Annotated in this window: 22 protein-coding genes, 3 tRNA genes and 1 pseudogene; 25 read left to right on the forward strand and 1 reads right to left on the reverse strand. The window is 47.1% G+C overall.

Annotated elements, in window-relative coordinates:
- From V7723_RS18270 to V7723_RS18310, 9 genes are all read left to right on the forward strand, one after another.
- Nucleotides 1-1,173: NAD(P)H-hydrate dehydratase (locus tag V7723_RS18270; protein WP_335685938.1), on the forward strand; the 1,173-nt coding region annotated here is incomplete at its 5' end.
- A gap of 88 nt (nucleotides 1,174-1,261) precedes the next feature.
- Nucleotides 1,262-1,498 carry a hypothetical protein gene (locus tag V7723_RS18275; protein ID WP_251932406.1) on the forward strand — a complete coding sequence of 79 codons (237 nt, stop codon included), beginning with the start codon at nucleotides 1,262-1,264 and terminating at the stop codon, nucleotides 1,496-1,498.
- Between the two features lie 240 nt (nucleotides 1,499-1,738).
- Nucleotides 1,739-1,823, forward strand: a tRNA-Leu gene (locus V7723_RS18280).
- Between the two features lie 94 nt (nucleotides 1,824-1,917).
- On the forward strand, nucleotides 1,918-3,378 hold the full coding sequence (gene tig, locus V7723_RS18285) for a trigger factor (protein WP_335685939.1): 1,461 nt from the start codon (nucleotides 1,918-1,920) through the stop codon (nucleotides 3,376-3,378).
- An 84-nt stretch (nucleotides 3,379-3,462) separates the two neighbouring features.
- Nucleotides 3,463-4,098: an ATP-dependent Clp endopeptidase proteolytic subunit ClpP gene (gene clpP / locus V7723_RS18290; protein ID WP_335685940.1), complete on the forward strand. Its 636-nt coding sequence runs from the start codon at nucleotides 3,463-3,465 to the stop codon at nucleotides 4,096-4,098.
- A 223-nt stretch (nucleotides 4,099-4,321) separates the two neighbouring features.
- Complete coding sequence (gene clpX, locus V7723_RS18295) at nucleotides 4,322-5,584, forward strand: ATP-dependent Clp protease ATP-binding subunit ClpX (protein ID WP_335685941.1); 1,263 nt, start codon at nucleotides 4,322-4,324, stop codon at nucleotides 5,582-5,584.
- A gap of 115 nt (nucleotides 5,585-5,699) precedes the next feature.
- A complete protein-coding gene (lon, locus tag V7723_RS18300; protein ID WP_335685942.1) occupies nucleotides 5,700-8,111 on the forward strand; it encodes an endopeptidase La in 2,412 nt (803 codons plus the stop codon).
- Between the two features lie 151 nt (nucleotides 8,112-8,262).
- Nucleotides 8,263-8,538 (forward strand): HU family DNA-binding protein, encoded by a 276-nt coding sequence (locus V7723_RS18305; protein ID WP_251932402.1) that lies wholly within the window; start codon nucleotides 8,263-8,265, stop codon nucleotides 8,536-8,538.
- Between the two features lie 112 nt (nucleotides 8,539-8,650).
- A tRNA-Val gene (locus tag V7723_RS18310) sits at nucleotides 8,651-8,727 on the forward strand.
- 69 nt (nucleotides 8,728-8,796) lie between these two features.
- Here V7723_RS18310 and V7723_RS18315 read toward each other — a convergent pair.
- A complete protein-coding gene (locus tag V7723_RS18315; protein WP_335685943.1) occupies nucleotides 8,797-9,558 on the reverse strand; it encodes an SDR family oxidoreductase in 762 nt (253 codons plus the stop codon).
- Between the two features lie 464 nt (nucleotides 9,559-10,022).
- On the opposite strand from V7723_RS18315, the gene V7723_RS18320 reads away from it, so the two are divergent.
- The 16 genes and pseudogenes from V7723_RS18320 to V7723_RS18395 all read left to right on the forward strand — a co-directional run.
- Nucleotides 10,023-10,099 (forward strand) — tRNA-Asp (locus V7723_RS18320).
- Nucleotides 10,100-10,305: 206 nt separating this feature from the next.
- Complete coding sequence (locus V7723_RS18325; protein ID WP_335685944.1) at nucleotides 10,306-10,671, forward strand: NADH-quinone oxidoreductase subunit A; 366 nt, start codon at nucleotides 10,306-10,308, stop codon at nucleotides 10,669-10,671.
- Nucleotides 10,672-10,748: 77 nt separating this feature from the next.
- A pseudogene (locus tag V7723_RS18330) lies at nucleotides 10,749-11,207 on the forward strand (NuoB/complex I 20 kDa subunit family protein); the annotation flags it as partial.
- 19 nt (nucleotides 11,208-11,226) lie between these two features.
- Nucleotides 11,227-11,835: an NADH-quinone oxidoreductase subunit C gene (locus V7723_RS18335; RefSeq protein ID WP_335685946.1), complete on the forward strand. Its 609-nt coding sequence runs from the start codon at nucleotides 11,227-11,229 to the stop codon at nucleotides 11,833-11,835.
- Entirely contained in the window at nucleotides 11,835-13,013 is a 1,179-nt protein-coding gene (locus V7723_RS18340; protein ID WP_335685947.1) for an NADH-quinone oxidoreductase subunit D, read from the forward strand. Before V7723_RS18335 ends, V7723_RS18340 begins: the two co-directional genes overlap by 1 nt.
- Nucleotides 13,010-13,612 carry an NADH-quinone oxidoreductase subunit NuoE gene (gene nuoE, locus V7723_RS18345; RefSeq protein WP_335685948.1) on the forward strand — a complete coding sequence of 201 codons (603 nt, stop codon included), beginning with the start codon at nucleotides 13,010-13,012 and terminating at the stop codon, nucleotides 13,610-13,612. Before V7723_RS18340 ends, nuoE begins: the two co-directional genes overlap by 4 nt.
- Entirely contained in the window at nucleotides 13,612-14,892 is a 1,281-nt protein-coding gene (gene nuoF, locus V7723_RS18350; protein WP_335685949.1) for an NADH-quinone oxidoreductase subunit NuoF, read from the forward strand. Before nuoE ends, nuoF begins: the two co-directional genes overlap by 1 nt.
- Nucleotides 14,893-14,918: 26 nt before the next feature.
- On the forward strand, nucleotides 14,919-16,970 hold the full coding sequence (gene nuoG, locus V7723_RS18355) for an NADH-quinone oxidoreductase subunit NuoG (RefSeq protein WP_335685950.1): 2,052 nt from the start codon (nucleotides 14,919-14,921) through the stop codon (nucleotides 16,968-16,970).
- Nucleotides 16,963-17,988 carry an NADH-quinone oxidoreductase subunit NuoH gene (gene nuoH, locus V7723_RS18360; protein ID WP_335685951.1) on the forward strand — a complete coding sequence of 342 codons (1,026 nt, stop codon included), beginning with the start codon at nucleotides 16,963-16,965 and terminating at the stop codon, nucleotides 17,986-17,988. Before nuoG ends, nuoH begins: the two co-directional genes overlap by 8 nt.
- 75 nt (nucleotides 17,989-18,063) lie before the next feature.
- Nucleotides 18,064-18,555 carry an NADH-quinone oxidoreductase subunit NuoI gene (nuoI, locus tag V7723_RS18365; RefSeq protein WP_335685952.1) on the forward strand — a complete coding sequence of 164 codons (492 nt, stop codon included), beginning with the start codon at nucleotides 18,064-18,066 and terminating at the stop codon, nucleotides 18,553-18,555.
- Between the two features lie 65 nt (nucleotides 18,556-18,620).
- A complete protein-coding gene (locus tag V7723_RS18370) occupies nucleotides 18,621-19,235 on the forward strand; it encodes an NADH-quinone oxidoreductase subunit J (RefSeq protein ID WP_335685953.1) in 615 nt (204 codons plus the stop codon).
- Nucleotides 19,236-19,244: 9 nt separating this feature from the next.
- Complete coding sequence (nuoK, locus tag V7723_RS18375) at nucleotides 19,245-19,553, forward strand: NADH-quinone oxidoreductase subunit NuoK (RefSeq protein ID WP_335685954.1); 309 nt, start codon at nucleotides 19,245-19,247, stop codon at nucleotides 19,551-19,553.
- Between the two features lie 13 nt (nucleotides 19,554-19,566).
- Complete coding sequence (gene nuoL, locus V7723_RS18380) at nucleotides 19,567-21,498, forward strand: NADH-quinone oxidoreductase subunit L (protein ID WP_443024259.1); 1,932 nt, start codon at nucleotides 19,567-19,569, stop codon at nucleotides 21,496-21,498.
- Nucleotides 21,499-21,501: 3 nt separating this feature from the next.
- Nucleotides 21,502-23,013, forward strand: coding sequence for an NADH-quinone oxidoreductase subunit M (locus V7723_RS18385; protein WP_335685956.1), 1,512 nt, complete (start codon nucleotides 21,502-21,504; stop codon nucleotides 23,011-23,013).
- Nucleotides 23,014-23,033: 20 nt separating this feature from the next.
- Nucleotides 23,034-24,467, forward strand: coding sequence for an NADH-quinone oxidoreductase subunit NuoN (gene nuoN / locus V7723_RS18390; RefSeq protein WP_335685957.1), 1,434 nt, complete (start codon nucleotides 23,034-23,036; stop codon nucleotides 24,465-24,467).
- The coding region (locus V7723_RS18395; protein ID WP_443024258.1) for a biotin--[acetyl-CoA-carboxylase] ligase at nucleotides 24,467-24,702 on the forward strand (236 nt) is incomplete at its 3' end. The genes nuoN and V7723_RS18395, both read left to right, overlap by 1 nt.

The following is a 24,702-nucleotide window of genomic DNA, read 5'->3' on the forward strand; positions in this document are numbered from 1 at the left end:
ATTGCCAAGGCAGATCCATTGAAAATTGACCTTGTCGTGGATGCGGTTTTTGGGGCCGGGTTTTCCAGGGCGCTAGCCCCGGATATTGTGTCTTTGTTTTCAACTATTCGGACCGCAAAAATTCCAGTTGTTGCAGTTGATGTACCAAGCGGCGTGAATGGCAATACGGGAACGGTGGATGCTGGTGCACTGCTCGCAGCGATGACTGTAACTTTTTACCGTGCAAAACCCGGTCACTTCTTGTATCCGGCACGCGCATATTGCGGACAGCTTGAAGTGATCGATATCGGGATCAGGGAGGATTATCTGGAAGTAATATCTCCAGATACTTTCAGCAACTCACCGGAAATCTGGAAAAATAACTTACAGATTATTCAACCCTCAGATCATAAATACAGCCGAGGGCACGCGGTGGTTGTTGGCGGCGGGATTTCATCAACCGGAGCGGCACGAATTGCATCGCGGTGTAGTTTGCGGGCAGGGGCAGGGGCAACGACACTGATTTGCCCACCGTCGGCTTTGACGACTTATGCGGCGGCGCTGGAAGCGGTAATGGTGCGTGCTTGTTATGACGCTAAAAGCTTCGCTGATTGGATTGAGGATAAACGTATTGGCACAATATTGATTGGGCCTGGCTGCGGACTTTCCGATCGTACGGAAGAGTTGGTACGCGCTTCGTTAAAGAGCAATGCAAATGTAATTTTGGATGCGGATGCTTTGACAATCTTTAAGGACAAACCTGAAACGCTTTTTGATTTGATAAGAAGCAAAGACAACGGAAAATGTATTCTGACCCCTCATGAAGCTGAATTCGCCCGACTTTTTTCCTTTGAAGGATCCAAACTGGAAAGAGCGCGTCAGGCCGCAGATCAATCAAATGCGGTAATCTTGTTAAAGGGTGCTGATACCATCATTGCCTCACCGCAGGGCCAGGCGATCATTAATTATAACGCGCCAGCCTTTCTTGCGACGGCGGGATCCGGTGATGCACTTGCCGGAATCATAGCCGGGTTAGTGTCTGCTAATATGTCAACTTTCAACGCAGCGGCAGCAGCAGCGTGGATACATGGTGAAGCCGGAATGCGTTTCGGCCCCGGACTCATCGCTGAAGATATTGAACAAGAAATTCCGGCTGTTTTATCAGACCTCTATGAATTGCTGCAAATTGCCTAAAATGTGACTTACTTTTCAACAGTTTTTTTACGAATTGGCGTTAAAACGGGAACAACTAGGAATATAGAATTTATTACTCAGGTGAAAAATGTTCTTTAAAAAAGAAAGTCTACGGGACACAGTTGTATCAGGCGATGTATTTTACCGCCATTTGATGCTGAGCTTGCAAGAGCAAGCAAAAGTCCTGCGTGTTGAAGACGATGATCAGGGAATTCCCCATGTTCATTATGAGAAGACGGTTCTTCGGACCGGGTATCAAGAGCATGCTGGGCCGCACGTCCTCGCACTCGCTATATTCGCTCGCGACTTCAATCTCGCCCATTAATAAAACGGCCACTCAATCTCGTTTGAACTCAGATCCTTTTGGGTTTCGGACACTATGGGCTAGTGAGTCTTAGGCCAAATTCGACAGTCTTTGTAACTGAATTCGCCGTACTATTTCCACCATCTCCACTTTTCTTCATTTTTATTGGTAATTCCCCTATGCATATCGAGAAGTCATATGCTATAGACAGCCGCTCCATGTCGACTAGACCGCCTTTTTTTACGGTTGGCAACGGAGATTGCGGGTGTGGCGGAATTGGTAGACGCGCTGGTTTTAGGTACCAGTTTCTTATGAAGTGGGGGTTCGATTCCCTCCACCCGCACCAATTTTAAATGATGGCTTGATGGCCATGGCATTTCGGCGAATGGTATCCGTCGGGATGTACTTACTGAATTACTACAATTGACGGGCAATCGTTCATGCAAATTACTCAAACAAACTCTGACGGATTGAAGCGCGATTTTACAGTTATCGTTGACGCGGCTGAAATCGAAACAAGAGTGACAGACAGACTGACAACAGTTGGTGCCGATATCAAGCTTCCAGGATTTCGCCCCGGTAAAGTACCAATGGGCATTCTGCGCCAGCGATTTGGCAAATCTGTTATGGGTGAGGTTCTTGAGCAGACGGTTAATGAGACAAGCCAGAAGGCGCTTGATGACAACGATTTGCGGCCAGCTCAACAGCCAAAAATCGAAATCACTAAATTCGATGAAGGCGAGAATCTGGAATTTACGATCGAAGTCGAGATTATGCCAGACATCGAACCAATGGATTTTACGAAATTAAAGCTGGAAAAGCTGATCGCCGATGTCGAAGAAGACAAGGTTGCTGAAGCCTTGGAGCAGATTGCAGGCCAGCAAAAATCCTTCGAGAAGATTAGTGGTAGTCGTAAATCAAAATCCGGCGATACTTTATTAATTGATTTTCTTGGCAAGGTAGATGACGTGCCGTTTGATGGCGGTGCTGCAGAGGGCCATCAGTTGGAACTGGGTTCCAACACATTTATCCCCGGTTTTGAAGAGCAGCTGATTGGAACCAAACCCGGTGATGAAATGGCGGTCAAAGTCACTTTCCCGGAAAATTACGGCTCAACGGAACTTGCGGGAAAAGATGCGGTCTTTGATGTCAAGGTTCATGAAATCCAAGAAGCAGCGCCCGTCAAGATCGACGATGATTTTGCCGCTAAGCTCGGACTGGAAAACCTCGACGCCTTGAAAGAAGCTGTCCGTGGTCGGATAACAGACGAGTATACACAGATGTCTCGTCAATCAATGAAGCGCAGTATGCTGGATGCCCTGGCTGAAGAGCATCATTTTGAAGTTCCTCCTGGAATGAAGGAAGGCGAATTCAACAGTATTTGGGAACAGTTCGTCAAAGAATTGGAACAGACAGACCAGAAGTTGGAAGATCAAGATCAGTCTGAAGAAGAACTTCGCGCGGAATATGGCGATATAGCAGACCGCCGGGTCCGTTTGGGCCTCTTGCTGGCGGAAGTCGGTCGGATCAATAATATTGAAGTTTCTCAGGACGAAGTAAATCAGGCGATGCTGACGCAAGCCCGGGCTTATCCAGGGCAGGAGCAGCAAATCTTCAAGATGTTCCAGGAACGACCTGAAATGCAGGCTCAGCTGCGAGCACCAATCTTTGAAGATAAAGTTGTCGATTTTATTGCTGAACTTGCAACGGTTACGGAAAAAACTGTCAGTGTAGATGATCTAATGAAAGATCCAGACGACAACGTGACAGAAAAACCGAAGAAAAAAGCGGCGGCAAAAAAGGCTCCTGCTAAAAAAACGGCAGAAAAGAAAGCCGCTCCTAAAAAGCCTGCAGCGAAAAAACCTGCGGCGAAGAAGTCCGCGCCCAAGAAAAAAGACTAAATCCTGATTTGCGGGTTTGAAGTTGCAGTATAGGATCATATATGCTGACAGACACCAAACGCTTTTGTATGAGGAAAACTAAGAATGGTTGATGTAATCGACACCTATATGAACAATCTGGTACCGATGGTTGTGGAACAGACTGCGCGCGGGGAACGGTCCTACGATATTTTCTCCCGTCTTCTGAAAGAACGCATTATCTTTGTGACTGGACAAGTTCAGGACGGCATGGCCGGATTGATTACAGCGCAGCTATTGTTCCTGGAAGCTGAAAATCCAAATAAACCAATTTCCATGTACATCAATTCACCAGGCGGTGTCGTGACGTCCGGATTGGCAATCTACGATACAATGCAATATGTAAAGCCTGATATTGCAACAGTCTGTGTTGGGCAGGCCGCGTCCATGGGCTCTTTCCTGCTGGCCGCCGGTTCGGCTGGTCATCGGTATGCCTTGCCTAATGCGCGGGTAATGGTTCATCAGCCTTCTGGCGGCGCACAGGGGCAGGCCACAGATATCCAAATTCAGGCAGCGGAAATTATAAAGGTCCGGTCCCGTCTAAACGATATATATGCGCGACACACCGGTAAGAGCTTGAAGGTCATCGAAGCCTCAATGGAACGCGACAACTTCATGACGGCGGACGAGGCAAAAGATTTTGGTCTTGTTGATCATGTCGTTGATAAGCGCCCGTCAGATTTGGATCCAGACGATAAGTAAGCGTCAGTTGAGCAGTATTTCATGGGTTTTTTGTAAAGAGTGTTCGTAACCGGCGCGGAAAATGCGTCATGTTAACGAAAAGTTGAGTCCATATTGCTATTTTACATTCTCAAGGCAAATAATATCGACTTGCGCGAATTATGGGCAATTTGGATAACATTCTTGTTGTCGGCCGTTGTCTCGATCGCTAAGATGCAAAGTCGAACGGAATATTGGAGTATTTATGACCAAATTGAGTGGCGGAGATTCGAAAAATACCCTGTATTGCTCCTTCTGCGGCAAGAGCCAGCACGAAGTTAGGAAGCTGATTGCGGGTCCAACTGTATTCATCTGTGATGAGTGCGTTGAACTCTGCATGGATATTATTCGAGAAGAGCATAAAAGTACTCTAGTTAAAACAAATGACGGTGTACCAACACCGATGGAAATTTGTGGCGTTCTGGATGATTATGTTATTGGACAGTATCATGCGAAACGGGTTTTATCCGTCGCTGTTCATAATCACTATAAAAGACTGCACCACAGTACTAAATCCGACGATGTGGAATTGGCAAAATCAAATATACTGCTGGTCGGCCCAACCGGTTGCGGAAAGACACTTTTGGCGCAAACATTGGCGCGTATTCTTGACGTCCCCTTTACAATGGCAGATGCGACTACTCTGACTGAGGCGGGTTACGTCGGTGAAGATGTCGAAAATATCATTCTGAAACTGTTGCAATCTGCTGATTACAATGTTGAACGCGCACAGCGCGGTATTGTTTATATTGATGAAGTCGATAAGATCAGCCGGAAATCTGACAACCCTTCTATAACGCGAGATGTCTCTGGCGAAGGTGTGCAGCAAGCACTGTTGAAAATAATGGAAGGAACGGTTGCGTCTGTTCCGCCTCAAGGTGGACGGAAGCACCCTCAACAGGAGTTCTTGCAAGTCGATACAACAAATATTCTCTTTATCTGTGGTGGTGCGTTTGCCGGTCTTGATAAAATCATAGCCTCACGCGGCAAAGATACGTCAATTGGATTTGGCGCTGATGTGCGGGCGGAGGAGGATCGCAAGATCGGAGAGTTGCTGAAAGACGTAGAGCCTGAAGATTTGCTGAAGTTCGGTCTTATCCCGGAATTTGTTGGACGACTTCCAGTTGTCGCGACATTGGAAGATCTAGACGAAGATGCGCTCATTGAAATCCTTACATCTCCGAAAAATGCATTGGTTAAACAGTATCAACGGTTATTTGATATGGAAGAAATTGGCCTGACATTCACGGAGGATGCTTTATCTGCCATTGCTAAAAAAGCAATTCTGCGTAAAACAGGTGCTCGGGGCCTGCGATCTATAATGGAAGGCATACTTTTGGACTCCATGTATGATCTACCAGCTCTTGAGGGCGTAGAAGAGATAGTAATAAATGGTGAGGTGGTTGACGGCGGTAGTCAGCCTCTCCATATCTACTCTGATCGTCAAGACGCGACAAGCAGCGCTTAATTCTAATATGAAAGGGTGGCCATCGACCACCCGCAAATATTTTACTATGTCAGGATCTGCACTCTTCCCGCTTAAGTTAGGCGTGAGTAGTTAGGTGGTCCAAAAAGGCTTATACATGATTGACACACCTCGTACCCAAGTTTTTCCAGTTCTTCCCCTTCGGGATATTGTGGTTTTTCCACATATGATCGTTCCGTTGTTTGTCGGCAGAGACAAATCCGTACGGGCACTGGAAGATGTCATGAAGGATGACAAACAAATTCTTTTGGTCGCGCAAAAGGATGCCGGGCAGGATGATCCAGGTGAAGATGATATTCATCGTGTGGGTACAATTGCCTCAGTTCTGCAGCTTTTAAAACTCCCAGATGGCACTGTTAAGGTTCTTGTTGAAGGTAGCGAGCGGGCGAAAATCGAAGAGTTCGTTGATAATCCCGATTTTTTTCAAGCTCATGCAGAGGTCATTGAAGAAGCGGAAACAGAAACTCCGGAATTGGAAGCACTGGCGAGATCCGTAATCGCCCAGTTTGAGCAGTATGTGAAATTAAACCGGAAAGTACCGCCTGAAGTTCTTGTTTCGCTGAATCAAATTGATGAACCTTCCAAACTCGCCGATACAATGGCGTCGCATATGGCGCTTAAAATTTCTGAGAAACAAGAGTTGCTCGAAATTGAAACGGCAACGGATCGGTTGGAGCGTGTTTACGCGCTTATGGAAGACGAAATCGGCGTTCTACAAGTTGAAAAGAAAATCCGGAGCCGGGTTAAGCGGCAAATGGAAAAAACTCAACGTGAGTACTATTTGAATGAGCAGATGAAAGCCATTCAAAAAGAACTCGGTGAGGGAGAAGATGGCAAGGATGAACTAGGCGAGCTTGAAGAAAAGATTGCTGAAACAAAATTGTCGAAAGAGGCGCTTGAAAAATGCAATCAGGAGATGAAAAAACTCCGGAACATGAGCCCCATGTCTGCAGAAGCAACCGTCGTCCGGAATTACCTTGAATGGATTTTGAGCCTGCCTTGGAATAAGCGGACACGGATCAAAAAAGACCTCGTTCTCGCTGAGAAAATTTTGAATGACGATCATTATGGTCTTGAAAAGGTAAAAGAACGGATTCTCGAGTATCTTGCCGTCCAGCAGCGAATGAAGAAAATTCGCGGTTCCATATTGTGTCTTGTCGGCCCTCCTGGCGTTGGTAAAACCTCCCTCGGCCAGTCCGTTGCGCGGGCAACAGGTAGGAATTTTGTGCGTGTTGCGCTTGGTGGCGTACGTGATGAAGCTGAAATTAGAGGGCATCGCCGGACTTATATTGGATCGATGCCCGGTAAAGTCGTTCAGTCGATGAAAAAGGCAAAGTCTATTAATCCGTTATTCCTGTTCGACGAAATAGACAAGCTCGGAAATGATTTCCGCGGCGACCCTTCTTCCGCGTTGCTGGAAGTCCTTGATCCCGAGCAGAACACGACCTTCGCAGACCATTATCTGGAAGTTGAATATGACCTTTCAGAAGTAATGTTTATTTGCACGGCGAACTCATTAAACATGCCGGGTCCGCTGCGGGATCGTATGGAAATCATTCATCTGTCAGGTTACACAGAAGATGAAAAAGTTGAGATTGCGAAACGGCATTTGGTTGCCAAGCAAATGAAAGCTCATGGATTAAAGAAAGAGGAATGGTCAGTAACAGATGAGGCCATTCGTGACTTGATCCGTTATTATTGCCGTGAAGCTGGTGTCCGTAGTCTTGAGCGTGAAATTGCAAAATTAGCGCGTAAATCTGTAAAGGAAATTATTACAGATGGCGTTAAATCCATTTCGATTTCATCTGATAACTTGGAAGATTACTCTGGCGTAAGGCGTCATCGCTTCGGAGAAGTTGAAGAAGAAGATCAAATTGGTTTGACAACGGGATTAGCCTGGACTGAAGTTGGTGGTGAATTGCTAACGATTGAAGCTGTAAAACTTTATGGCAAAGGCCGGATGAAAATTACCGGTAAACTTGGCGACGTTATGCAAGAATCAGTGCAAGCGGCCCGTAGCTATGTTCATTCCCGCTGTTTGGAAATGGGAGTAAAACCCTCCGAATTTGATAAGCATGATATTCATATACATGTTCCCGAAGGTGCCACGCCAAAAGACGGGCCGTCGGCCGGCGTTGCTATGGTTACATCCATCATTTCGGTTTTGACGGATATTCCTGTGCGAAAAGATGTCGCAATGACAGGTGAAGTTACTTTGCGCGGCCGGGTTCTTCCGATTGGTGGCCTAAAGGAAAAGCTATTGGCCGCATTGCGAGGTGGAATCACCACTGTCCTTATTCCGAAAGAAAATGAAAAGGATCTGGCTGAGATTCCGGATAATGTGACATCAGGCATGGAAATTATTCCAGTTTCCGAGGTTACAGAGGTGTTGAAAATCGCCTTAACCAAGCCACTCATTGCCTTGAACTGGACGGAAGAAGAGCTTGCAAAAGAACTTTCTGGGGCCTCATCTTCACAAAAAGTAGAAGATGGCGTGACAACTCACTAAAATTTAGGGAAAACTAGCTCAAACCCGCAGAAAAGTTGGGGATATCTTCATTTTTCCCTTTGACCGGAAGCCGCTGACAATCTAGACTTCGAAGGTCTTAAACGAAACTTCTGAAAAGATATGTGCAAGTCTAAATTAAAGGGGGCTTATAGTGAATAAGAACGATCTCGTTGCCGCAGTAGCTGACATTTCAGGTCTGGGGAAATCCGAAGCAGGTAAAAGTGTCGATGCAGTTCTCGAAGCTGTATCAAATGCATTGAGCGGTGGCGATGAAGTTCGTCTTGTAGGTTTTGGAACGTTCAGCGTTGCTGATCGTAAGGCTTCAGAAGGCCGTAATCCACGTACTGGCGAAACTATCCAAATCAAGGCTTCCAAACAGCCAAAATTCAAGGCTGGTAAAGCATTGAAAGACTCCGTGAACAAATAATCTCGGACGTTTTTATAATTTTTCGAAGCCAGGTTCAAAAAAATGAATCTGGCTTCGTTTTTATCTTCCCTTTGCCGGTGGACATTGATATACACGGGCTCCACTGAAATACGGGTGATTAGCTCAGCTGGTTAGAGCATCTCGTTTACACCGAGAGGGTCGGGAGTTCGAATCTCTCATCACCCACCATTTTCAGATCCAAATTCCCGGTTACGGGATTTTTTTTCGCCTAACCGCTTGGCTGCCTCCCCTGAATATTTAAGCTCTAAATATAGAAATACCACCATCTGCCAGATGTGCTGTACCAGTTACGAAGCTAGAAGCATCCGATGCTAAGTATAAGGCTGAATGGGCAATTTCTTCGGGCTTTGCCTGACGCCTGAGCGAGTGAAGACCGTCGAAATAAGCTTTTATTTCCGGTGTCGTCATGACTGCGTCTCCCATTGGTGTCTCCGTACCGCCTGGCAGGAGAGCGTTAACCCGTAATCCCTCTGCTCCGTATTCAGCGGCTAAAGTTTGAGTTAGCCCTATGAGGCCGGCTTTACTGGCAGCATATGCTGCCATCCCAGTGATTCCAGTGCTATAGCCTACGAAGCTGGAGGTGAATATCAGTGTGGAGTTGGTTTGTTTCAGTAGCGCGGGAATTTGATGCTTTGCCCCTAAAAAAGCGGCCGTTAGATTCGTTTCAATAACTGTTTCCCAACTGGCTCGGGGTAATTCGGTGATAGGGTCTAGGTCACCTAAAATTCCAGCGTTGTTGAAGGCCCCATCTAATTTTCCAAACTTATTTATAGCGATATTGACTAGGTTTTTGCCATATTCTTCATCTCTGACATCACCCGATAAAGAGATAGCCTGTCCGCCGGTGCAGTTGATGCTTTCACAAATCGCATCCAGCTCAGTTTTGCGTCTGGCACCGAGTATCAAAGTAGCACCTTGTCGAGCGAAAAGGCGGGCAGAGGCTAAGCCAATCCCCGACGTTGCTCCTGTAATCAGGATGGTTTTATCTTTAAGTTGCATGTTCAAATTCCTTTATATTTATGATCAGGGCCAGATGTTGGCCGAAATGAACAAAGCAGACTAAAGCGCTATTTTCCTTCCGTTTTCTGTTATCGTATTTCAAAAACAGGCCAGCTTCTGGTACATTTTGATTCTCGATTATTCGAAATCTGGGTGTAAATCAAAGCAATTGGACATGATGAGGACAGCAAAAGAACAGTACCGTCTAAGCTGTCACGTTTGTACTGACACTTACTTCAGAAATTGAATTTTTGATCTTGTCGGAAATTGACTAGTCCAAGCGGTGCTTATTGCCTGTTTTTTTCGTAAAAATCGAACGTACACATAAAAGATTCTTGAGAACAGGATTCCATGTAAAAATTTGAATATGACCGTAAGTTTCCAGCCTAATAAATTTAATTGCCGAAAACTGTTTATGTTGCTTGACAGGGCAGGGTGCGTCCAATAAAACACGGCCTCACAGCGGGGGTGTAGCTCAGTTGGTTAGAGCGCCGGCCTGTCACGCCGGAGGCCGCGGGTTCGAGTCCCGTCACTCCCGCCATTTTCCTGCTTAAATACCTGCTGCAAAGCTTCAGGCCGCTAGAGATAGCGCCATGAGAACCGTTATTGAAATTATGGCGGAATTTTGTTGCTAAATAGGTTTTCTTCCTTATAAACCGACACTATAATGCGTTCTATACAAAGTAGGAGGGAATGCTAAATTTCAACTATTCGTTATTTTTTTGAAATTCGGCAAGCGTCGGTATTATGGAAGCCTTACTCGTAGAATATTTACCCATCCTGATTTTCTTGGGATTGGCGGTCGGCCTGTCGGCGGTGATTGTTATCGCCTCGATTATCGTCGCGGCACAGCATCCAGATGCTGAAAAGCTATCACCGTATGAATGCGGTTTTGAACCTTTTGACGATGCACGTAACCAGTTCGACGTCCGATTTTATCTGGTCGCAATTCTTTTTATCATTTTCGATCTTGAAGTGGCCTTCCTCTTTCCTTGGTCTATTTCACTTGGGGAAGTTGGACTGTACGGGTTTTGGTCGATGATGGTGTTCCTAGGTATACTGACCATCGGCTTTGTCTATGAATGGAAAAAGGGAGCCCTGGAATGGGAGTAAGTCCGGAGCAGCCCGTCGAGGTAATTGCCGCTGACGGAAATCAAGATGACTTTTTCCGGGGTCTTGGTGAAGAACTGGACGACAAAGGGTTCGTCGTTACGAATGTCGATAAGCTGGTCAATTGGGCGCGTACGGGTTCGTTGTGGCCCATGACCTTCGGCTTGGCTTGTTGCGCCGTTGAGATGATGCATGCATGGCAGCCCCGTTATGATATGGAGCGCTTAGGTGTTGTCCCTCGGGGATCACCCCGTCAATCCGATGTTATGATTGTTGCGGGAACGCTCACCAATAAAATGGCCCCTGCTTTACGTAAGGTTTATGACCAGATGGCGGAGCCTCGCTATGTGATCTCCATGGGCTCTTGCGCTAACGGTGGCGGCTATTATCACTATTCCTATTCAGTTGTCCGTGGATGCGATCGAATCGTCCCTGTGGACATCTATGTTCCTGGATGTCCACCAACAGCTGAGGCGCTCATTTATGGCGTTTTTCAGTTGCAGAAAAAAATCCGCCGCACCGGCACGTTTTTGCGCTAGGGAGAGGGTAGTCAGTAAAATGGATGAAGCGCTTAAAGAGCTGGGCGAGCATATCACTGCAGAACTCTCAACGGTTGTTCTGTCGACTAATGTTGCGTTGAATGAGCTTACGGTTGACGTTCGGGCGGAATCTATTGATGACGTTCTAATGTTCCTGCGAAATGATTCAAATTGTAAATTCCAGATTCTTTGCGACGTTTGTGGAGTTGATTATCCCGGCCGCGAAAAAAGATTTGATGTCGTTTATAATCTTCTCAGCTTGAAGCATAATCAACGGATTATTGTCAAAACACAGACAGACGAACGGACACCGGTCCCTTCCGTTGTTCCTATTTTTCCGGCAGCAAACTGGTTTGAGCGTGAAGCATGGGATATGTACGGCATAATGTTTGCGGGCCACCCTGATTTACGTCGAATGCTGACAGACTACGGTTTTGAAGGGCATCCTCTACGTAAAGACTTCCCACTAACCGGATACGTCGAAGTGCGCTATAGCGAAGACGAGAAGCGCGTCAAATATGAACCTGTAAATTTGACGCAAGAGTTCCGCAATTTTGATTTCGAGAGCCCTTGGGAGGGAACAGAATATATCCTGCCCGGTGACGAAAAAGCGGAGGGACAAAGCTAATGGCTGAAGTCCAGATTAAAAACTATACATTGAATTTTGGCCCACAGCATCCCGCCGCCCACGGTGTTTTGCGCATGGTGATGGAACTTGACGGAGAGATTGTTGAGCGGATCGATCCACACATAGGATTACTTCATCGTGGTACGGAAAAACTGATCGAGCATAAAACTTATATGCAGGCAATGCCGTATTTTGATCGGCTAGATTATGTGGCGGCCATGAGCCAGGAACATGCCTTTGTGCTGGCCGCTGAAAAATTACTCGGCTGTGAAGTTCCGGAGCGGGCTCAATATATTCGCGTTCTTTTTTGTGAGATTTCCCGGATCCTTAATCATATCATGAACGTATGTGCTCAGGCCATGGATGTTGGCGCGACAACCCCTATGTTGTGGGCGTTTGTTGAGCGTGAGACCCTGATGGAGTTTTACGAGCGCGCCAGTGGCGCCCGAATGCATGCGGCATATTTTCGTATTGGCGGCGTACATCAGGATATTACGCCGGAACTCGAAAGAGATATTCGTACCTTCATCGGCCATTTGCCGTCAGTTCTTGATGACGTCGAGGCGCTTCTTACTGATAACCGAATTTTCAAACAGCGGAATGTTGATATTGGGGTCGTAAATCAGGAAGATGCAATGGCTTGGGGATTCTCGGGCGTTATGTTGAGATCTACTGGTCTTGCCTGGGATTTGCGGAAAGCAGAGCCTTATGATGTCTACGGAAAAATGGATTTTGATATCCCCGTCGGCTTGAATGGTGATTGTTACGATCGATATCTGATGCGGCTTGAAGAGATGCAGCAATCCTTGAAAATTATGACGCAGTGCCTCGATCAAATGCCGAATGGACCTGTGTTGTCTGAGGATCCAAAAATTGCGCCACCGCGTAGATCTGAAATGAAAACATCAATGGAAGCATTGATAAACCATTTCAAGCATTATACTGAAGGTGTGAAAGTCCCTGCCGGCGAAACTTATACAGCTGTGGAAGCACCGAAAGGTGAGTTTGGCGTGTATCTGGTGTCAGATGGTTCCAGTAAACCTTATCGGTGCAAGATACGAGCTCCAGGCTTTGCGCATCTTCAAGCAATGGATTTTTTGACCAAGGGTCATATGCTCGCAGATGCGTCGGCTATTCTGGGCAGTTTAGATATTGTTTTTGGCGAGGTGGATCGGTGAGTCAGATCATAGAAACGGGCAAGGCGTTTGATTTTACGCCCGAGAATACTGAAAAAGCGAATATGTATATCGCTCGATATCCTGAAGGTCGCCAACAGAGTGCGGTTATGCCTCTTCTGGACTTAGCTCAACGACAGAACGAAAATTGGCTTTCCAAAGAGTGCCTCGAATATGTCGGTAACTTCTTAAGTATACCGTATATGCGGGTTCTGGAAGTCGCGACATTTTACACGATGTATAATTTGAAGCCGGTCGGGAAGCATTTCTTGCAGCTGTGTAGAACGACCCCTTGTTGGTTGCGCGGAAGTGATGATCTTGAAGCAGTTTGCAAGAACAAGCTTGGAATAGGCAATGGTGAAACAACGGAAGACGGTCTTTTCAGCCTTCTGGAAGTCGAATGTCTTGGCGCCTGCGTGAACGCGCCGGTTGTCCAGATCAATGATGATTTTTATGAAGACCTCAATGCGGAAAATTTTGAAACTGTTCTGGATGCATTGGCAAAAGGCGAGGTTCCTCAGAAAGGACCGCAAATCGACCGTGTTAATTCGGCACCTGAGGGTGGCGTGACCACATTGCTTGAAAAAACAGGGGGCGCGTGATGCTGAAAGATCAAGATCGAATTTTCACAAACCTCTATGGTATTCACGATTGGAAGTTAGCCGGAGCAAAAAGCCGCGGAATTTGGGATAATACTAAAGCACTCATTGAAATGGGAAATGACGGTATTATTGATGGTATGAAAGAAAGCGGCTTGCGGGGCCGGGGGGGGGCAGGCTTTCCAACAGGGCTTAAATGGTCCTTTATGCCGAAAGAATCAGATGGCCGGCCAAGCTATCTTGTGGTGAATGCAGATGAATCTGAACCCGGCACCTGCAAAGACCGCGAAATTATGCGCTTTGATCCGCATCGGTTGCTCGAAGGATGTTTGGTTGCCGGATTTGCCATGCGCGCTATCGCCGCTTACATTTATATCCGCGGTGAATTTGTCCAAGAAGCCATCAATCTGGAAGTCGCCATTAAAGAAGCCTATGACGATGGGCTAATCGGCAAGAATGCGTCGGGATCCGGGTATGACTTTGAAATTTACCTGCATCGAGGCGCCGGCGCGTATATATGTGGTGAAGAAACCGCGCTGATTGAAAGTCTTGAAGGGAATAAGGGTCAACCAAGGCTGAAGCCTCCTTTTCCAGCCAATGTAGGTGTTTGGGGATGTCCCTCTACGGTCAACAACGTGGAAAGTATCGCCGTCGCGCCAGAAATTCTTCGGCGCGGTGAAGGCTGGTTTTCTGGCCTTGGGCGACCGAATAATACGGGGACAAAGCTTTTCTGTATTTCAGGACATGTGAATAACCCCTGTAATGTCGAAGAGGAAATGGGCATACCGCTTAAAGAGCTGATTGAGAAACATGCTGGCGGTGTCCGCGGTGGCTGGGATAATTTGCTTGCGATTATACCGGGCGGGTCATCCGTTCCGCTTTTGCCCAAAGAGATTTGCGATACTGTTCTCATGGATTTTGACAGTTTGCGAGACGTTCAAAGTGGTTTGGGAACAGCCGCGGTTATCGTCATGGATAAGTCTACGGATGTTATTCGCGCCATTGAGCGGCTTTCTCATTTCTATAAACATGAAAGTTGCGGCCAATGCACCCCGTGTCGAGAGGGAACAGGCTGGATGTGGCGCGTTATGCAACGCTTGGTGTCAGGCGAGGCCGAAATTGAAGAAATTGACATGCTGATCAATGTGTCAAAACGGATTGAGGGACATACTATTTGTGCTCTGGGGGATGCGGCTGCGTGGCCGATACAGGGTCTGGTGCGTCATTTTCGACCGGTTATAGAAGAACGAATTAAATCACGGAAGGCCGACAAGGCAGCCTAAGGGTTGCCTCGCACGGGGAGCGAAGAATGCCGACACTTACAGTAGATGGTGTAGAAGTTACGGTCGATCCGGGGACAACGGTTCTACAGGCCTGTGAAGAGGCCGGAGCCGAAATTCCGCGTTTTTGTTATCATGAACGCCTATCCATCGCGGGAAATTGCCGGATGTGTCTGGTTGAAATGGAAAAAGCACCGAAATTGATTGCATCTTGTGCGATGCCAGCAGCCGATGGCATGATTATCCATACCAATACAGAGATTGTGAAGCAGGGCCGTGAAGGTGCTATGGAATTTCTCCTGATTAATCATCCTCTTGATTGTCCTATTTGCGATCAGGGCGGGGAATGTGATCTGCAGGATCAATCCATGGCGTATGGTTCCGGCAGTAGTCGGTATGACGAGCTGAAGCGTGCCGTTGCCGATAAAAATATGGGGCCATTGATCAAAACGACGATGACCCGCTGCATTCACTGCACACGTTGTGTTCGTTTCGCGACAGAAGTAGCAGGCGTTGATGATCTTGGTGCTTTAAATCGCGGCGAGAATATGGAAATTGCAACCTATCTTGAGCAAGCACTAGATAGTGAATTGTCCGGTAATATCATTGATTTATGCCCTGTTGGCGCCCTAACATCTAAGCCTTATGCATTTACTGCACGGCCTTGGGAACTCAGCAAAACAGAAAGTATCGACGTTCTGGACGCGGTCGGCGCGAATATTCGCATTGATAGCCGCGGTCAAGAAGTCATGCGTGTTTTACCGCGGCTTCATGAAGATGTGAATGAGGAATGGCTGTCTGATAGGTCGCGTTTTTCCTATGATGGTTTGAAATCTCAGCGGCTTGATACACCGTATGTTCGCAAAGACGGAAATTTAGTTGCGGTTGGCTGGACAGAAGCCTTTGATACGATCGTCGAAAAATTAGAGCCTGTTGATGGCGCAAAAGTTGGTGCAATTACTGGAGATATGGTGTGCGCCGAAAGCCAAAAAGCTGTGAAAGACTTGATGGACTTACTCGGGTCTCCCAATTTGGATTGCCGGCAAGATGGTGCCGCATTGTCTGTAGAATCACGGTGTAATTATCTTTTCAATACAGGCATTGCCGGAATTGAAGAAGCGGACGCTCTGCTCATTGTTGGGAGCAACCCTCGCCATGAAGCTGCTCTTATCAACGCCCGCATTCGCAAACGCTGGAAAATGGGGAATTTCCCAATTGCCCTTATCGGCGAGCAAGTGGATCTTGGCTATGATCATGAATATCTTGGTGCCGGTCCAACAACTTTGAAAGATGTGGCCGATGGGAAAAATTCTTTTGCCGACATTTTGAAAAAAGCCGAGCGGCCAATGATTATTATGGGGCAGGGCGCGCTGACGCGGACGGATGGCGCGGCGCTACATGGTCTTGCACAACAGATTTCCACAGAATTTGGTCTGGTAACCGAAGACTGGAATGGCTTTAACGTTCTTCATACGGCTGCTGGCCGTGTGGCTGGGCTGGATCTTGGCTTGGTGCCAGGTGAAAATGGCCACGATACCGCATCAATGTTATCGGGATCTATGGATGTTCTCTTTCTTTTAGGTGCGGATGAAATTGACGCGTCAAACCTTGGAAGCAGCTTCGTTGTTTATCTGGGTAGTCATGGAGATGTTGGTGCTGCGGCGGCAGATGTGATTTTACCGGGCGCTGCCTACACGGAAAAAGATGCCATATGGGTCAATACGGAAGGGCGTCCTCAGCTAGGTCGGCGCGCGATCTTCCCTCCGGGTGATGCCAAAGAAGACTGGACAATTTTTCGGGCTCTTTCCGAACGGCTTGGAAAAACGTTGCCCTACAACACGCTGCAGGAGTTGCGCGAGAAAATGGTGGAAGCCGCACCGCATCTTGCCGACATTGATACTATTGCGTCCGCGTCCTGGGAAGGAAGTGGTTCTGGTGGTTCACTGGAGGAGACAGTTTTCGTCAATCCAATCACAGATTATTATCTGACCAATGTCATTTCACGATCCAGCAAAATTATGGCGGAATGCAGTGGCACTTTTTCTCAGGTAAAGGTCGAGGGAACTGGTACAAATGGCTGAATTTTGGGATATATACCTGCTTCCGGCCTTGGTCATTATTGGCTATATTCTGCTGATTGTGGTGCCGCTACTAGTCGCAGTAGCATATTTGACCCTGTACGAACGTAAAGTCATGGCAGTGATGCAACTCCGCAAGGGACCAAATGTTGTCGGTCCGTTCGGCTTATTACAGCCGCTTGCTGACGGAGCGAAGCTTTTCTTTAAGGAAACGGTTGTTCCCTCCGGCGCAAACAAAATTCTTTTCTTGTTGGCACCGATGGTGACTTTCATTTTAAGTCTGATCGCTTGGGCGGTTATTCCATTTGACGAAGGTATGGTGTTGGCAAACATCAATGTGGGTGGCTTATATCTGTTTGCGATTTCATCGTTGGGTGTTTACGGCATAATTGTTGCGGGTTGGGCGTCGAATTCACGATATCCATTCTTGGGGGCCCTTCGGTCTGCGGCGCAGATGGTGTCCTACGAAGTTTCCATTGGTTTCGTGATTGTCACTGTATTGCTATGTGCCGGTACTTTGAATTTATCTGGTATCGTCTTGGCGCAAAAGGGTGATTTAGGCATGTTCAGCTGGTATTTCGTACCGCTGTTTCCGATGTTTATCATCTTTTTCATCTCCATTTTAGCAGAAACAAACCGGCATCCGTTTGATTTACCGGAAGCCGAAGCTGAGTTGGTCGCCGGATATCAAACTGAATATTCGTCTATGGCGTTTGCCCTCTTCTTCTTAGGGGAGTACGCCAACATGATTTTGATGAGTGCAATTTGCACTATTTTGTTTCTTGGAGGTTGGCTCCCACCGGCGGATATCGCGATTTTTACCTGGATACCGGGAATCGTCTGGTTCGGTATTAAAATCGCTATTTTGCTGTTTGTGTTTATTTGGGTTCGGGCGACGTTGCCTCGCTATCGTTATGATCAATTGATGCGGTTGGGCTGGAAAGTGTTTTTGCCCTTCTCTTTGTTGTGGGTCGTGTTGACCGCGGGTTTCTTGGTATATTTCGACAAGCTACCGGCCTAAGTAAAGTAAGTTGCAGAGTATGGTTGCCGTTAAGGTAACGAAAAAGAATTGGAATAGGTAAAAGGCTGTTTCACTATGGGTTACATTGATAAACAAGCGCGAAGTCTGCTGCTGACGGAGATTGTTACCGGTCTGGCGACAACTTTTCGTTATATGTTCAAGACAAAAGCAACGATCAATTACCCTTATGAAAAAGGGCCATTGAGCCCGCGGTTTCGGGGAGAACACGTATTGCGGCGCTATCCCAATGGGGAAGAGCGGTGTATCGCTTGTAAACTTTGTGAAGCAGCTTGTCCGGCATTGGCCATAACCATTGAGGCAGAACCACGCGGTGATGATAGTAGCCGTAGGACCACCCGTTATGACATTGATATGACGAAATGCATTTACTGCGGATTTTGTCAGGAAGCTTGTCCGGTTGATGCCATCGTGCAGGGCCCAAATTTTGAGTTTGCGACGGAAACTCGGGAAGAACTATTTTACGACAAAGCTAAATTACTTGCTAACGGCGATCGGTGGGAGCAAGAAATTGCTCAGAACCTCGTCGCCGATGCGCCTTATAGATAATTGGGAATTTTGATTGTGAAACCCATGCTGACACAGAAATTGAACTTAGTAGAAGGAAAGACGCGATGATTATTGCGACAATTTCTTTTTACTTGTTTGCGGCGATGACCATCGCATCGGCGTTTATGGTTATTTCGGCTAAGAACCCGGTTCATTCGGTTCTTTACCTGATCTTGGCATTCTTTAATTCCGCAGCATTATTCGTTTTGCTGGGAGCGGAATTCTTGGCGATGATCCTAATTGTGGTTTATGTGGGCGCGGTCGCGGTATTATTTCTGTTCGTTGTCATGATGCTCGATATTAATTTCGCCGAGCTTCGCCAAGGGTTTTTGCAATATTTGCCTATTGGCGGTCTTGTTGGAATTATCCTTTTGATCGAACTAATTCTTGTGGTCAGTGGTTGGGTGTTGTCGCCGGATGCGATTGTGGTCGGGAAACAAGGCGCCCCCATGGTTGAAGGCGTGACGAATACGGAACAATTAGGACAAGTGATCTATACCCAATATGCCTATTTATTCCAGATTGCTGGCATGATTCTGTTGGTTGCCATGATTGGTGCCATCGTATTGACCCATCGGCAACGTCCAGGTGTCAAGAAACAGGTTATCGCAACGCAAGTATACCGGACCCGTGAAGAATCCATGGAAGTACGTAAAGTTGAACCAGGACAGGGAGTGTAGGGGGAACAGATGGAAATTGGTCTCGCACATTACCTGACAGTATCGGCTATTTTGCTGACATTGGGTATTTTTGGCATTTTTCTAAACAGAAAAAATGTGATCGTTATTTTGATGTCCGTTGAACTTATGCTGCTGGCCGTCAATATCAATCTTGTCGCCTTTTCATCATTTCTGGGTGATCTCGTCGGTCAGGTATTTGCGCTCTTTGTCCTGACCGTCGCCGCCGGCGAAGCGGCTATTGGTCTGGCGATACTTGTCGTTTACTTCCGAAACCGCGGTACTATCGCGGTTGAGGACATTCATCACATGAAGGGTTAACGCAAAAATCATGATGTACGTCCTCCTTGTATTTTTACCGCTACTTGCTGCATTGATTGCTGGCCTGTTTGGCCGCTTCATCGGCGATAGAGGGAGCCAGTTAGTCACCTCTGGCGCAGTAATTATTAGCGCCATCCTATCTTGGGTCTCGCTTTATCAGGTTGCCTTTAATCAGTCACCTGAGATGGTCGAGCTCTTCACGTGGATATCTTCGGGTAGTTTCGATGCTTCTTGGGCTTTACGTATCGATAGCCTGACGGCCGTGATGCTGGTGGTGGTTAATACTGTCTCGGCAGTGGTTCATGTCTATTCCATTGGCTATATGGCCCATGATCCGCATAAGCAACGTTTTATGGCCTATCTGTCATTATTCACCTTTGCCATGCTGATGCTTGTTACATCTGATAATTTTGTTCAGCTATACTTTGGTTGGGAAGGCGTCGGATTGGCCAGTTATCTCCTAATCGGTTTCTGGTACAAAAAACCATCTGCCAACGCTGCCGCGATCAAGGCCTTTGTTGTCAACCGGGTGGGCGATTTTGGTTTTGCCTTGGGAATTATGGCGATTTATCTTGTCTTTGACTCTGTCAGTTTCGACGTGGTTTTTGCGGCCGCGCCAGATCAAGTCGGCCAGTCTTTCGAATTCCTTGGCTATCAAGTTGATGTCCTGACGACGATTTGTCTTCTCCTGTTCGTCGGTGCCATGGGTAAATCTGCACAAATCGGATTACATACCTGGCTTCCAGATGCCATGGAAGGACCCACGCCGGTTTCGGCATTAATTCATGCGGCCACTATGGTGACAGCAGGGGTCTTTATGGTTGCCCGTTGTTCACCAATTTTTGAATATTCACCAACGGCACTAATGGTTGTTACCATAGTGGGTGGCACCACTTGCTTCTTTGCGGCCACCATTGGGTTGGTGCAAAACGATATTAAGCGGGTGATTGCCTATTCAACTTGTTCGCAGTTGGGTTATATGTTTTTTGCGCTCGGAATTGGCGCCTATCCGGTTGCTATTTTTCATCTGTTCACACACGCTTTCTTCAAGGCACTTCTCTTCTTAGGCTCTGGATCGGTTATCCATGCCGTTGGTGATGAGCAGGATATGCGAAAGATGGGCGGTTTGGCATCGCATATTAAAATTACTTACGCGATGATGTGGATTGGATCCTTAGCCCTCGCAGGAATACCCTTCTTTGCGGGTTACTATTCGAAAGATCTGATTATCGAGAGTGCTTATGCTGCGGGAACTGGGGCCGGATTGTATGCCTTCTGGGCAGGCGTCGTTGCAGCCGCACTAACTGCATTTTATTCAGGGCGCCTGATCTTTATGACATTCCACGGCAAGCCTCGCGCGTCAAAAGAAGTAATGGCTCATATCCACGAAAGCCCACCCGTGATGCTCATTCCTCTGGGCGTCTTGGCTTTAGGCGCAGTATTTGCCGGAATGCTTTTTGTTGGACCGATGACAGGCGAAAACTATAAAGATTTCTGGGGAGATTCAATTCTTCTTCTGGAAAATAGCCGGTCAATGATTGACGCGCATCATGTCCCAACCTGGGTCGTATTACTCCCACTTGTCCTTGCTGTTGGTGGCTTGCTGCTAACTGTACAAATGTACATTCGCCGTACCGATATCCCTGTTACGTTGGCAAAAACACATTCAGCCTTGTATCAATTCCTGCTCAACAAATGGTATTTCGACGAGCTGTATGACTTCTTGTTCGTACGTCCGGCCAAACGGATTGGAACTTTTCTCTGGACCTTTGGTGACGGTAAAATAATTGATGGCCTCGGACCGGACGGAATTTCCGCAAGAGTTGTTCAATTAGCCCAACGTGCGTCGCAGCTGCAAAGCGGTTACGTTTATCATTATGCGTTTGCCATGCTATTGGGCGTGGCTGCGTTCGTATCTTATTTCTTCTTCGCGGGTGGACACTAAGTCATGCTTGATTGGCCAATCTTATCAACGGTGACATTTCTGCCTCTTGTCGGAGTGTTGCTGATCCTGCTTACGAGTGGGAAGGAAGAGTCTTCCGCGCGCAATGCCCGTTGGGTGGCGATCTGGACGACTTTGTTCACTTTCATTGTGTCTTTGTTTATCTGGATAAATTTTGACAATAGCACCGCAGCCTTCCAGTTCGTTGAAAAGGACGACTGGCTTGGTGGTGGCATCAATTATCATATGGGTGTTGATGGTATCTCGATGCTGTTTATTATCCTGACCACATTCTTGATGCCGCTTTGTATTCTGGCGAGTTGGGAAGCAATTACAGTCCGTGTCCGGGAATATATGATTGCCTTCTTGATTATGGAAACGCTGATGATTGGTGTTTTCTGCGCCCTAGATATGGTGTTGTTCTATTTATTCTTTGAAGCCGGTCTCATCCCAATGTTCCTGATTATCGGGATCTGGGGCGGTGCACAGCGGGTCTATGCCAGTTTCAAGTTTTTCCTTTACACCCTGATAGGGTCGGTTCTGATGTTGGCGGCAATGATCACAATGTATCTGATTGCCGGTACGACCGATATCCCGACATTACTAGCGTTTGATTTTGATGTCAGCTTGCAATATTGGCTGTGGCTCGCGTTTTTTGCGTCTTTCGCGGTGAAAGTTCCGATGTGGCCGGTTCATACCTGGCTACCAGATGCCCATGTGCAAGCCCCGACCGCCGGATCTGTGATCCTGGCTGGCGTCTTGCTTAAAATGGGCGGGTATGGATTTTTAAGATTCTCGATTCCGATGTTTCCGGCGGCGTCGGATTATTTTGCTCCATTGGTTTTCGGTCTGAGTGTTGTTGCAATTATTTACACGTCACTGGTTGCCCTTGTTCAAAAAGACATGAAGAAGTTGATTGCCTATTCTTCAGTGGCACATATGGGTTTCATCACCATCGGTATTTTTACTTTTACGTCGCAAGGCCTGGAAGGCGGAATTCTGCAAATGCTCAGCCACGGAATTGTATCCGGTGCGTTATTCCTGTGTGTCGGCGTAATCTATGATCGTATCCATACCAGAGAAATCGCTCGATATGGCGGACTTGTTCATCGCATGCCACGTTATGCCGTGATCTTTATGGTTTTCACTATGGCGACAATTGGGTTGCCGGGAACGAGCGGGTTTGTTGGTGAATTTCTGATCCTCGTCGGCGCGTATCAAGTCAGTACCTTTGTTGCCTTTTTTGCCACCATTGGGGTGATTTTAGGGGCTGCCTATAGTCTGTGGCTTTATCGACGGGTTGTTTTTGGCGAATTGGTAAAGGATGACCTGAAAAACATTATGGATGTGGGTAAGCGAGAAATGGCGATATTCGCCCCACTTATAATAATTGCTCTGTGGATGGGGATTTATCCCACACCGTTCCTCGATGTTATGCATGCGTCTGTCACCAATTTGATGGACCAGCACCATGCAGCGATGGATGCAACTAAATCAATTCTAAACGCGGCTAAGTAGGTAGGTTCTAAGATATGGTTATGCCTGATTTTTCAATCGCACTTGCGGAAATTTTCCTAGCCTGTGCCGCTATGACATTATTGATGATTGGCGCCTTTCGCGGCAATAATTCCACGACACTTGTTTCTTGGTTGGCAGTTGCCTCTCTTATCGTTGCTGCTCTCATGATCCAGTATGAGGCACGGGAGACATTTGTTACCTTCAACGGATTATATCGGGATGACGCCTTCGGTGTCTTTATGAAGACCCTTTGCCTTGGCGCTTCTGCACTTGCCATCATCATGTCACTTGATTTCAACAAACGAGAAAAACTGGACCGCTTCGAATTTCCGATTCTGATCGTTATCGCGACGTTGGGTATGATGGTAATGATATCAGCCAACGACCTGATGTCGCTTTACTTGGGTATCGAACTGATGAGCCTGTCGCTCTATGTGACAGCGGCCTTCCGGCGTGACAGTGTGCGCTCGACAGAAGCCGGTTTGAAATATTTTGTGCTTGGTGCTCTTTCTTCGGGCATGTTGCTTTACGGTGCGTCCTTGATCTATGGCTTTACAGGCACAACGAATTTCGATTTGCTGGCGGAAATATTCACGACCGGTCAAGCTCATTCAGAAATTGGGTTATTGATTGGCCTTGTGTTTTTGATCGCGGGGCTAGCGTTTAAAGTGTCTGCTGTTCCGTTTCACATGTGGGCGCCAGACGTCTATGAAGGTGTTCCAACTCCGGTAACGGCATTTTTTGCGGCAGCGCCTAAAGTTGCTGCGATTGCCTTATTTCTTCGCGTCTTCATTACACCATTTGGTGAGCTTGTTGATCAATGGCAGCAGATCATTGTCTTTATCTCCATAGCTTCAATGATCCTAGGCGCTTTTGCGGCGATCAATCAGAAAAATATCAAACGCCTGATGGCTTATTCTTCCATTGGCCATATTGGCTATGCCCTTGTCGGTCTGGCCGCGGGTACAGAAGAAGGTGTTCGTGGCGTTTTGATTTACATGACAATTTACGTGGTAATGAATATCGGAACTTTTGCCTGTATTCTGTCCATGCGCCAACGAGATGGCATGGTTGAGGATATTTCAGAACTCGCTGGTTTGAGTAAAAGCCGACCATGGATGGCATTCTTCCTGTTAGTATTCATGTTCAGTCTAGCCGGCGTTCCACCGCTTGCCGGTTTCTTTGGTAAATTTTACATATTTGTTGCTGCCATTAATGCTGGTTTGATTCCGCTGGCTGTTATTGGTTTGGTAACGTCAGTTGTTGGGGCTGTTTATTATCTTCGCATTGTCAAAATTATGTATTTTGATGACGAGGCAGAAGGCTTTGAGCCCACGAGCCGGACATTATCCGTCATCATGACACTGTCGGCGATCTTTGTTGCTTTCTTTGTGATCTTTCCAGGACCCTTATTGGACGGTGCCAAGGCAGCGGCGGCTGTTCTCTTTTCGTGATGGCTGTCGGCGGTGGGTTAAACTTACCTCCGTTCTTTAATGTGTCGGTTTTTGAGACAATTGGAAGCACAAATAATGAAGCCAGAAGACTTGCAGAAGAAGGAAAGACGGAAGGACAGGTTGTCTGGTCCAAGCGCCAGGAACAAGGTGTCGGCAGGCGAGGGCGAGACTGGTCAAGCCCAACGGGGAACTTGTATTGCTCGCTTCTTCTTCGCCCGGAATGCGAGCCCCTATC

The sequence above is a fragment of the Sneathiella sp. genome (assembly GCF_036960985.1).
GTDB lineage: Bacteria > Pseudomonadota > Alphaproteobacteria > Sneathiellales > Sneathiellaceae > Sneathiella.